This window comes from Streptomyces sp. NPDC012825, from assembly GCF_042900925.1.
GTDB lineage: Bacteria > Actinomycetota > Actinomycetes > Streptomycetales > Streptomycetaceae > Streptomyces.
In genome coordinates this window covers 496,739-507,904 of sequence record NZ_JBIBBZ010000003.1, presented here as the reverse complement: position 1 = coordinate 507,904, position 11,166 = coordinate 496,739, and the positions used below count along the sequence as shown (strand labels likewise).

Here is an 11,166-nt window from a genome sequence, read left to right as displayed (position 1 = left end):
GCGTACGCCGAATGGCGGGCACCTATGCTCGGGCTCGTGGAAAACCACTCCTTGCCGCGCACAGCCGCCTTCTTCGACCTGGACAAGACGGTCATTGCGAAGTCCTCGACGCTGACCTTCAGCAAGTCCTTCTACCGGGGCGGGCTGATCAGTCGCCGTGCCGCCCTGCGGACGGCCTACATCCAGTTCGTCTTCCTGGCGGGCGGAGCCGATCACGACCAGATGGAGCGGATGCGCGAATATCTTTCCGCCCTCTGCAAAGGCTGGAACGTCGCCCAGGTGAAGGAGCTCGTCGCCGAGACCCTTCACGATCTGATCGACCCGATCATCTACGACGAGGCGGCCTCCCTCATCGAGACCCACCACGCCGCCGGTCGGGACGTCGTCATCGTCTCGACCTCCGGCGCCGAGGTGGTCGAGCCGATCGGCGAGATGCTCGGGGCCGACCGGGTCGTCGCCACCCGGATGGTGGTCGGCGAGGACGGCTGCTTCACAGGGGAGGTGGAGTACTACGCCTACGGACCGACGAAGGCCGAGGCCGTCCGGGAACTCGCCGAGTCGGAGGGCTACGACCTCTCGCGCTGCTACGCGTACAGCGACTCGGCGACCGACATCCCCATGCTGGAGGCCGTCGGCCACCCGCACGCGGTCAACCCCGACCGGACGCTGCGCCGCGAGGCCGTCGCCCGGGAGTGGCCGGTCCTCACCTTCGAGAAGCCGGTCCGCCTCAAGCAGCGGCTGCCCGATTTCCGGATGCCGCCCCGGCCCGCGCTCGTCGCCGCGGCGGCCGTGGGAGCGGCCGCCGTCGGAGCCGGGCTCGTCTGGTACGCCGCCAGGCGTCGGCAGGCCACCCTCGCCGCCTCCCGGACCGCCGGCGACTTTGCCCGAATTTGAGCAAAAACCAGAGAAGTGGAACCAGCACTTTCGCTTCTACCCCAAGAGGAGTAAAAAGGAATCAGGCCCGCGAGACCTGGGACATCCGAGAGGATCACCTGTTGAGCATGAAGGCCCCACGGACCTAGCACGAAAACCAGGTACCCACGCGACGTCGACCCGTCGATTACGGGCCAGCCGCACCAGGCCACGGGCAAAGTTCCCGGCCTGATGGGCACATATCGAGGACGCTTGGTAACTGGGTGGACGTGCCAGCGGCGGTACCCGAACGGGTACCGCCGCAACCCTTTCCAGAACCCGGTACCGAAGTGCTCCCGTCCCGGAACCGGAGTGCCTCAGGCCGCGCCCCGCTGAAGCGCCTCGCAGACGGCCGTCGACTCCCTGACCCCCAGCTCCACCGAGCGCCCGCAGTGCGCGATCCAGGCACCCACGCCCTCCGGCGACCCCGACAGGTATCCCTCGAACGCGGCGAGGTACGCGGCCCGGCCCTGCTCCGCGTGGCCCACCTCGGCCGGGCAGACCGCCTTGGGGTCGAGGCCGCTGCCGACGAGCGCGATCCGCTCGGCCGCCCGCGCCACCAGGCCGTTGTGCGAGGTGAAGGGGCGCAGCGCGAGCAGTTCGCCGTGCACCACGGAAGCCGTCACGAGCGCCGGGGCCGCGCTGCCCGCGACGATCAGCTCCGCCAGGCCGTCGAGTCGTCCGGCGACCTCGGCGGGCGTCGGCACCGGGCCCTCGATCAGCGGCTCGTCGACCTTCTCGCCGTCCAGCCGGGGCCGTCCCACCGAGTCGTCCGGGTCTCCCGCGGCGACCAGGTGGAGGCGGGCGAGCACGCGCAGCGGCGACTGGCGCCAGATGGAGAGGAGCTGACCCGCCTCGGCGCCCAGACGCAGGGCGGCGCCGACCGTGCGGGCCTCGGGGTCGGCACTGAAGTCGGTGCGCCGGCGGACCTCCTCCAGGGCCCAGTCGGCGCCGGACAGGGCGGCCGAGCCACGCGCCCCGCGCAGGGCCGCTTCGGAGGAGATCTCGTTGCTTCGGCGGCGCATCACACGGTGGCCGTAGACCCGGTCGACGGCCTTGCGTACGGAGTCCACCGCGTCGGCGACGCCCGGCAGGGAGCCGAGCGCGGCCAAGGGGTCAGAGGCGTGCGTACTCATAGGTAGGGAGGCTACGCGCCCGGCGGCCCCGCCCCACGATGGAGTGGTCTTCTTCACGCAACCCGACCACGCATGGCTATCATGCAGCTACCCTAGGTGAACATGAAGATCGCTTTCGTCGGGAAGGGCGGCAGCGGCAAGACCACGCTGTCCTCGCTCTTCATCCGCCACCTCACCGCCAACGAAGCTCCGGTCGTCGCCGTCGACGCGGACATCAACCAGCACCTGGGCGCCGCGCTCGGCCTGTCCGAGACGGAGGCCGCCGAGCTGCCCGCGATGGGCGCGCACCTGCCGCTCATCAAGGAGTACCTGCGGGGTACCAACCCGCGGATCGTCTCCGCCGACACGATGATCAAGACGACGCCGCCCGGGGAGGGCTCCCGACTGCTGCGGGTCCGCGAGGACAACCCGGTGTACGAGGCGTGCGCGCGTCCGGTCCGGCTCGACGACGGAGAGGTCCGGCTGATGGCGACCGGTCCCTTCACGGAGTCGGACCTCGGGGTCGCCTGCTACCACTCGAAGGTCGGGGCGGTGGAGCTCTGCCTCAACCACCTGCTCGACGGCCCCGACGAGTACGTGGTCGTCGACATGACGGCGGGTTCGGACTCCTTCGCCTCCGGTCTCTTCACCCGCTTCGACATGACCTTCCTGGTGGCGGAGCCGACCCGCAAGGGCGTCTCGGTCTACCGCCAGTACAAGGAGTACGCGCGGGACTTCGGCGTCGCGCTCAAGGTCGTCGGCAACAAGGTGCAGGGCCCGGACGACCTCGACTTCCTGCGCGAGGAGGTCGGGGAGGACCTGCTCGTGACGGTGGGGCACTCGGACTGGGTCCGCGCGATGGAGAAGGGCCGGCCGTCCCGCTTCGAGCTCCTGGAGGCGGAGAACCGCATGGCGCTCCAGGCCCTCCAGGACGCGGCGGACGACTCGTACGCCCACCGCGACTGGGAGCGGTACACGCGCCAGATGGTCCACTTCCACCTGCGGAACGCGGAGAGCTGGGGCAACGCCAAGACCGGGGCCGACCTGGCGGCGCAGGTCGACCCCGGTTTCGTCCTCGGCGAGCCGCTGGCGGTGTAGCGGCGGTTCGCGCCGGGCCGGGTCAGCCCGCCGCGGGGGCGGCGGCGCCCGCCTTCGCCGGGCGGGCGGCGGCGGAGGCCGGAGCGGCCGGGGAAGCCGGGGCGGCCGGTGAGGAGGAGAGGAAGGCCTTCCAGCCGGCCGCCGGGGCCTCGCCGACCTTCAGGGTGCGCATCTTGGCGACGACGTCGGGGTCCTGGGCGTCGAGCCAGTCGGCGAGCTGGCGGAAGGAGACGCACTTGACGTCCTTCTGCACGCAGACGGTGGCGATGGTCTCCTCGACGGCCTTCATGTACGTGCCGCCGTTCCAGGATTCGAAGTGGTTGCCGATGATCAGCGGGGCGCGGTTGCCCCGGTAGGAGCGCTCGAAGGCCTGCACCAGACCGTCCCGCATCTGGTTGCCCCAGTACCGGTGCTGGGCGGGGTCGCCCTGGGTGGTGCCGGGAGACTGGTTGACCAGGAAGTTGTAGTCCATGGACAGCGTCTGGAAGGCGCGGCCGGGCATGGGCACGAGCTGCAGCGACAGGTCCCAGAGGCCCAGGTCCTTCTTGGGCCAGATCTGGTCGTTGACGCCGCTGGTGTCGTAGCGGAAGCCCATCTGCGCCGCCGCCTGGACGAAGTTCTTCCGGCCCTCCAGGCAGGGGGTGCGGGCGCCGACGAGCTCCTTGTCGTAGTCGAAGGGCAGCGGCTGCTCGGCACGCAGGCCGGCGTTCGTCTTCCAGGTCTTGACGAAGGACTTGGCCTGGTTGATCTCGCTCTTCCACTCCTCGACGGACCAGGTGCCGACACCGCCGTCGGGGCCGCAGAAGTGCCCGTTGAAGTGGGTGCCGATCTCGTTGCCGTCCTGCCAGGCCCCGCGGAGTTCGCGGACGGTGGCGCGGATGCCCTCGGTGTCGTTGAAGCCGATGTCGGAGCGGCCCGTGCTGTGCTGCGGCGGGTCGTAGAGGCTCCGCTTCTCCTCGGGCAGCAGGTACACCCCGCTGAGGAAGTACGTCATGGTGGCGTTGTACTTCTTGCCCACCTGGCGGAAGTGGGAGAACAGCTTCTGGCTGTCCTCGCCCGCGCCGTCCCACGAGAAGACCACGAACTGCGGCGGGGTCTCCCCCGGCTTGAGGCGCTGCCAGGCCGGCTGCTTCGGCTGGGCGCCGGTGAAGGCGGTCGAGCCGTCGCCGATCAGCCGGGGCACCGTCTGCGGGGCCGCGGCCGGGCCCTTCTTGGCACCCGGGCCGCCGCCCGGCGTGCCCTTCGTGGCGTCTCCGTCGGAGCCCGAGCAGCCGGCGACGCCGGTGATCAGGGCGACGGCGAGGGCGCCGGCGGCGAGCACCCTCTTCTGGGCAGTGGTCCTTCTCCCGGCGGCAGTCATCCGCCCACCTCTCCTCGGTTCCGTGCGAGCGGCGTCAACGTCGCACCGAGACCGCCGGGGAGATGAAACGACAAGCGGAGTAATACGCACTAATCACCAGAACAGGTGAACCACTGCCCCATTTGCCCGGAAAGTACTGCCAGAGTCTTTACTCTCCATTACGATCTATTTACCGAGCGTTGATGATTTCTTCGAAGGGTCTCGTGTCGAGAGACCCCTAGCGCACATCCCGCCGCTGTATGCCGTGCCCACGGCCGCGAGCCCCACGTTCGACCCGCACGAGCCGCGACCGCGCCGCCCCGGAGGAGACGGGAACATGACCCTCTGCACCCCTGACCGCACGACCACCCGACCCCGCGTCCAGCGGCCGCACAGTCCCCCGGAGGGACCGCGCCGCTTCCGCGTCGCCGCCGTCGACGTGTCCGCGTCGATCGCCGTCTTCCTGATCGCGCTGCCCCTCTCGCTCGGCATCGCGCTCGCCACCGGAGCCCCGCTCCAGGCCGGCCTGGTGGCCGCCGCCGTCGGCGGCCTCGTCGCCGGCCGCTTCGGCGGCTCCCCGCTCCAGGTGAGCGGCCCCGCCGCCGGTCTCACCGTCGTGACCGCCGAGCTCATCCGGCTCTACGGCTGGCGCACCACCTGCGCCATCACCGTCCTCGCCGGACTCGCCCAACTCGGCCTGTCCGCCCTGCGCGTGGCCCGCTCCGCGCTCGCCGTCTCGCCCGCGATCGTGCACGGCATGCTGGGCGGCATCGGCGTCACCATCGCCCTCGCCCAGCTGCACATCGTGCTCGGCGGCACCCCCCAGAGCTCCGCCGTGGACAACGCCCTGGGTCTGCCCGCCCAGTTGGCGCACGTCCAGCCGGCCGCGTTCGCCATCAGCGCGCTCACCGTGGCCGCGCTGCTCTGCTGGCCGCGCCTGCCGGGCCGTGCCGGAAGACTCCTGCGCAAGGCCCCGGCCGCGCTCGTGGCGGTGGCGGGCGCGACGGCGGTGGCGGTGCTCGCCGGACTCGCCGTGCCCCGCGTCGACCTGCCGTCCTGGAGCAGCCACGCCCTGCCGGGAATGCCCGAGGGGCCGGTCCTCGGCATCGCCGCCGGCGTGCTCACGATCACCCTCGTCACCAGCGTGCAGTCGCTGCTCTCCGCCGTCGCGGTCGACAAGCTCGTCGCCGCCCGCCCGGACCACGGCCTGGGCATCCCGCGCACGGCCCTCGACCGCGAACTCGCCGGCCAGGGCGTGGCGAACGTGGTCTCCGGCGCGCTCGGCGGCCTTCCGGTCGCCGGAGTCGCGGTCCGCAGCGTCGCCAACGTCTCGGCGGGCGCGGTGAGTCGCGCCTCCACCATGCTGCACGGTTTGTGGATCGTGCTCGCGGCCCTGCTGCTCGTGCCCGTGCTCGACCTGATCCCGCTGCCCGCGCTCGCCGCCCTCGTGATGGTGGTCGGCATCCAGATGGTCAGCATCACCCACATCCGCACCGTCACCCGTCACCGTGAAGTCGTCGTCTACGCGGTGACGCTGACCGGAGTCGTCCTCATCGGCATCCTGGAGGGCGTGGCCCTCGGCATCGGCGTGGCCGTCGCGGTCGCTCTGCACCGGCTCACCCGCACCCGGATCACCCGCGAGGAGCGGGACGGGCGCCATCTGCTGCACGTCCGGGGCCAGCTGACCTTCCTCGCCGTGCCCCGGCTGAGCCGGGCCCTGCACCAACTGCCCGCCGGTTCCGACGTGGTGGTCGAGCTGGACGGGTCCTTCATGGACCACGCCGCGTACGAGGCGCTGAGCGACTGGACGGCCGGGCACCTCGCCCACGGCGGCAAGGTGGAGACGACCGGCCCCACCGGCGCCCGGATCGCCGAGCCCTCCCCCGGCGCGGCCCCGCACTCCTGCTGCCGCCCCTGGACCCCCTGGCACAACCACCAGTGCGGGGAGCCGCCGGCCGAACGGAAGGGGCCGGGGCCCGACGGGGCGGACGAGGAGCGGCCCGCGCCGGGGCTGAAGCTGGCGAGCGGGATCGGCAAGTTCCAGCGGAACACCGCCCCGCTCGTACGGGACGAGCTGGCCCGGCTCGCCCGGGAGGGCCAGCGTCCCTCGCAGCTCTTCCTGACCTGCGCCGACTCCCGCCTGGTCACCAGCATGATCACGGCGAGCGGCCCCGGCGACCTCTTCACCGTGCGCAATGTCGGCAATCTCGTCCCGCTCCCCGGCGAGGAGAGCGGAGACGACTCGGTGGCGGCGGCGATCGAGTACGCGGTGGAGGTGCTGCGGGTCGAGTCGATCACCGTCTGCGGCCACTCCGGCTGCGGCGCGATGCAGGCCCTCATGAACGCCGGCCCGGACGATCCGTCGTCCCCGCTCCGCCGCTGGCTCCGGCACGGCCGACCCAGTCTGGAGCGGATGGCGAGCAGACGCCACGCCTGGGCCAGGATCGCGGGACGCCTGCCGGCCGACGCGGTCGAGCAGCTCTGCCTGACCAACGTCGTCCAGCAGCTGGAGCACCTGCGGGCGTACGAGTCGGTGGCCCGTCGGCTCGCCGACGGCAGCCTCACTCTGCACGGGATGTACTTCCACGTGGGCGAGGCACAGGCGTACCTGCTCAGCGGCACGGACGAGCCGCACGGCCACGACGCCTACGACGACGTCTTCACCCGCGTCATGCCGACCGCCCTGCCGGCCGCACCGGAGACCGAAACGGAGAAGGAGCGGGGGGCCGAACCGGAGGAGGACCAGGGAGCCGAACCGGCGACCCGTCCGGCGGCCCGGCTGGAGGCGGCGCGCGCCTCCTGAGCAGGCGCCTCCCCGCGAGCCTGCGCCTCCGGGGCTCGCGCCCCGGGCGTACGGCCCCGGGGCGCGCGCTCCCTGAACCATCGGTGCCGTCCGTCCGTGAGACTGTGTGGCCCCTTCTCCCACCGCTCGGGAAGAAGGGGCCACCCACGCCAGGCCGCCCACAGGTCTAAACCAATTACCTGGAGACCCTTGTCACCCGGGCCTCTGACTGGTGAGCTATGACGCGGGACACATACGCACAGAGGACGCCCTGGGAAAGGGAGATGTCGTGAGCAACGAAAGCCTGGCCAATCTGCTTCGCGAGGAGCGCCGCTTCGCGCCGCCCGCGGAGCTGGCGGCGGACGCCAATGTGACGGCGGAGGCGTACGAGCAGGCCAAGGCGGACCGTCTGGGCTTCTGGGCCGAGCAGGCCAAGCGGCTGACCTGGGCCACCGAGCCGACCGAGACCCTGGACTGGTCGAACCCGCCGTTCGCCAGGTGGTTCGCGGACGGCGAGCTGAACGTGGCGTACAACTGCGTCGACCGGCACGTCGAGGCCGGTCACGGCGACCGGGTCGCCATCCACTTCGAGGGCGAGCCGGGCGACAGCCGCGCGATCACCTACGCCGAGCTCAAGGACGAGGTCTCCAGGGCCGCCAACGCCCTGACCGAGCTGGGCGTCCGCAAGGGCGACCGGGTCGCCGTCTACCTGCCGATGATCCCCGAGGCGGCCGTCACGATGCTGGCCTGCGCCCGCGTCGGCGCCGCCCACTCGGTGGTCTTCGGCGGCTTCTCCGCCGACGCCGTGGCCTCCCGCATCCAGGACGCCGACGCCAAGCTGGTCGTGACCGCCGACGGCGGCTACCGCCGCGGCAAGCCGAGCGCCCTCAAACCGGCCATCGACGAGGCCGTCGCCAAGTGTCCGCAGGTCGAGCACGTCCTCGTGGTCCGCCGCACGGGCCAGGACACCGCCTTCACCGAGGGCCGCGACGTGTGGTGGGACGACATCGTCGCCCGCCAGTCCGCCGAGCACACCCCGGAGGCCTTCGAGGCGGAGCACCCGCTCTTCATCCTCTACACCTCGGGCACCACGGGGAAGCCGAAGGGCATCCTGCACACCTCCGGCGGCTACCTCACCCAGGCCGCCTACACCCACCACGCCGTCTTCGACCTCAAGCCGGAGAGCGACGTCTACTGGTGCACCGCCGACATCGGCTGGGTCACCGGACACTCGTACATCGTCTACGGCCCGCTGGCCAACGGCGCGACGCAGGTCATGTACGAGGGCACCCCGGACACCCCGCACCAGGGCCGGTTCTGGGAGATCGTGCAGAAGTACGGCGTCACGATCCTCTACACGGCGCCGACCGCGATCCGCACGTTCATGAAGTGGGGCGACGACATCCCCGCGAAGTTCGACCTGTCGAGCCTGCGCGTCCTCGGCTCGGTCGGCGAGCCGATCAATCCCGAGGCCTGGGTCTGGTACCGCGAGCACATCGGCGCCGGCAAGACCCCGATCGTGGACACCTGGTGGCAGACCGAGACCGGCGCGATGATGATCTCGCCGCTGCCGGGCGTCACCGAGACCAAGCCGGGCTCCGCCCAGCGCCCGCTGCCGGGCATCTCCGCCACCGTCGTGGACGACGAGGCGGGCGAGGTGCCGAACGGCGGGGGCGGCTACCTGGTCCTCACCGAGCCGTGGCCGTCGATGCTCCGAACCATCTGGGGCGACGACCAGCGCTACATCGACACGTACTGGTCCCGCTTCGAGGGCAAGTACTTCGCGGGCGACGGCGCCAAGAAGGACGAGGACGGCGACATCTGGCTGCTCGGCCGGGTCGACGACGTCATGCTCGTCTCGGGCCACAACATCTCGACGACCGAGGTCGAGTCGGCCCTCGTCTCCCACCCGGCCGTCGCCGAGGCGGCCGTCGTCGGCGCCGCCGACGAGACGACCGGCCAGGCGATCGTCGCCTTCGTGATCCTGCGCGGCACCGCAAGCCAGGACGAGAACCTGGTGTCCGAGCTGCGCAACCACGTCGGCGCGACCCTCGGCCCGATCGCCAAGCCGAAGCGGGTCCTGCCGGTGGCGGAGCTGCCGAAGACCCGCTCGGGCAAGATCATGCGCCGTCTGCTGCGCGACGTGGCGGAGAACCGGGAGCTGGGCGACGTCACCACGCTGACCGACTCCTCGGTCATGTCGCTCATCCAGACCCAGCTGCCGACCACCTCCAGCGAGGACTGAGCGCGGACCGAGCGAGGACCGTACGACGGAACGCCCGCCCCGGGAAGCACCGCCCGGAGCGGGCGTTCCCGCGTACCCGCACGCCCCTCCCCGAGGGGACGAAACGGGAGAAACTCCCTAGGCTGCTTCTCGCCGGACGCCCCACCGTCGCCTTGGGTAGGGTGAGGGTCGCGTCGGAGACGCGACAGAAGGACCAAGGTGCGCCGGGAAGTCTGGTCGGCATGTGCTTCGCCCTGCCCGCCCGACGGAGGTCCCCCGCATGTCCGCGCCCACCGACCGCAAGTTCCTCGGCCTGCTCCCCCTACCCGAGCGCCGCTACCTCGCCGACGCCCTGCGCACCGAGACCGTCGGCGGCGTCCTGCTCCTCCTCGCCGCCGTCGCCGCCCTGATCTGGGCGAACACCCCGCTGAGCGACAGCTACGAGTCCCTGCGCGACTTCCACTTCGGCCCCGCCGCCCTCGGCCTCGACCTCTCCGTCGAGCACTGGGCCGCCGACGGCCTCCTCGCGGTCTTCTTCTTCGTCGCCGGCGTCGAGCTCAAGCGCGAACTCGTCGCGGGCGAGCTGCGCGACCCCCGGGCCGCCGCGCTCCCCGTCGTCGCCGCGCTCTGCGGCATGGCCGCGCCCGCCCTCGTCTACACCCTGGTCAACGTCCTCGGCGACGGCCCACTCGGCGGCTGGGCCGTCCCCACCGCGACCGACATCGCCTTCGCGCTCGCCGTCCTCGCCGTGATCGGCACCTCGCTGCCGTCCGCGCTGCGCGCCTTCCTGCTCACCCTCGCCGTCGTCGACGACCTCTTCGCCATCCTGATCATCGCGGTCTTCTTCACCACGGACCTGAACTTCGCCGCGCTCGGCGGCGCCCTCGCCGGCCTCGCCGTCTTCTGGCTGCTGCTCCGCAAGGGGGTCCGCGGCTGGTACGTGTACGTGCCGCTCGCCCTGGTGATCTGGGGCCTGATGTACAACAGCGGCGTCCACGCCACCATCGCCGGCGTCGCCATGGGCCTGATGCTGCGCTGCACCACCCGGGAGGGCGAGGAGCACTCCCCCGGCGAGCACATCGAGCACCTCGTCCGCCCGTTCTCGGCCGGTGTCGCGGTGCCGCTGTTCGCCCTCTTCTCCGCCGGCGTCGGCGTCTCCGGCAAGTCCCTCGGGGACGTCTTCACCCAGCCGGTCACCCTCGGCGTCGTCCTCGGTCTCGTCGTCGGCAAGGCCGTCGGCATCTTCGGCGGCACCTGGCTCACCGCCCGCTTCACCCGGGCCGAACTCAACCCCGAGCTGAACTGGCCGGACGTCTTCGCCCTCGCCACCCTCGCCGGGATCGGCTTCACCGTCTCGCTCCTCATCGGCGAACTCGCCTTCACCGACGACCCCGCCCTCACGGATCAGGTGAAGGCCGCAGTCCTGACGGGCTCGCTCGTCGCGGCCGTCCTCGCCACCGTCCTGCTGAAGCTGCGGGTGCGGAAGTACAGCGCGCTCTACGCGGACGAGGAGCGCGACGAGGACGAGGACGGCATCCCGGACATCTACGAGGAGAACACTCCGGAGTACCACCTCCGGATGGCCGCGATCCACGAGCGGAAGGCCGCCGAACACCGACAGCGCGCCCAACTGGCGGGGGCATCGAGCGAGGAGGCCGACCGTCCGGCATGATCTGAGTCGGACCGTAGACGAGGA

At 71.5% G+C, this 11,166-nt stretch carries 7 protein-coding genes; 5 read left to right on the top strand and 2 right to left on the bottom strand.

The window, feature by feature from the left end; genetic code table 11:
• Positions 1-24: 24 nt before the first annotated feature.
• Positions 25-894 carry an HAD family hydrolase gene (locus ACFY7E_RS10960; RefSeq protein ID WP_389483075.1) on the top strand — a complete coding sequence of 290 codons (870 nt, stop codon included), beginning with the start codon at positions 25-27 and terminating at the stop codon, positions 892-894.
• Between the two features lie 335 nt (positions 895-1,229).
• Here ACFY7E_RS10960 and ACFY7E_RS10955 read toward each other — a convergent pair whose 3' ends face one another.
• Positions 1,230-2,048 carry an oxidoreductase gene (locus ACFY7E_RS10955; protein ID WP_389483073.1) on the bottom strand — a complete coding sequence of 273 codons (819 nt, stop codon included), beginning with the start codon at positions 2,046-2,048 and terminating at the stop codon, positions 1,230-1,232.
• Positions 2,049-2,150: 102 nt separating this feature from the next.
• On the opposite strand from ACFY7E_RS10955, the gene ACFY7E_RS10950 reads away from it, so the two are divergent.
• Positions 2,151-3,125, top strand: a complete 975-nt coding sequence (locus tag ACFY7E_RS10950) for an ATP-binding protein (RefSeq protein WP_389483071.1) — start codon at positions 2,151-2,153, stop codon at positions 3,123-3,125.
• Positions 3,126-3,147: 22 nt separating this feature from the next.
• Here the strand turns inward: ACFY7E_RS10950 and ACFY7E_RS10945 are convergent, their stop codons facing one another.
• Positions 3,148-4,485 carry a hypothetical protein gene (locus ACFY7E_RS10945; RefSeq protein ID WP_389483068.1) on the bottom strand — a complete coding sequence of 446 codons (1,338 nt, stop codon included), beginning with the start codon at positions 4,483-4,485 and terminating at the stop codon, positions 3,148-3,150.
• A gap of 316 nt (positions 4,486-4,801) precedes the next feature.
• Between ACFY7E_RS10945 and ACFY7E_RS10940 the strand changes: the two genes are divergently transcribed.
• The 3 genes from ACFY7E_RS10940 to nhaA all read left to right on the top strand — a co-directional run bounded on the left by ACFY7E_RS10940 (position 4,802) and on the right by nhaA (position 11,142).
• Positions 4,802-7,267 (top strand): SulP family inorganic anion transporter, encoded by a 2,466-nt coding sequence (locus ACFY7E_RS10940; RefSeq protein WP_389483066.1) that lies wholly within the window; start codon positions 4,802-4,804, stop codon positions 7,265-7,267.
• Between the two features lie 268 nt (positions 7,268-7,535).
• Complete coding sequence (acs, locus tag ACFY7E_RS10935; RefSeq protein ID WP_389483063.1) at positions 7,536-9,491, top strand: acetate--CoA ligase; 1,956 nt, start codon at positions 7,536-7,538, stop codon at positions 9,489-9,491.
• 259 nt (positions 9,492-9,750) lie between these two features.
• Positions 9,751-11,142 carry a Na+/H+ antiporter NhaA gene (gene nhaA / locus ACFY7E_RS10930; RefSeq protein WP_389483061.1) on the top strand — a complete coding sequence of 464 codons (1,392 nt, stop codon included), beginning with the start codon at positions 9,751-9,753 and terminating at the stop codon, positions 11,140-11,142.
• Positions 11,143-11,166 lie beyond the last annotated feature (24 nt).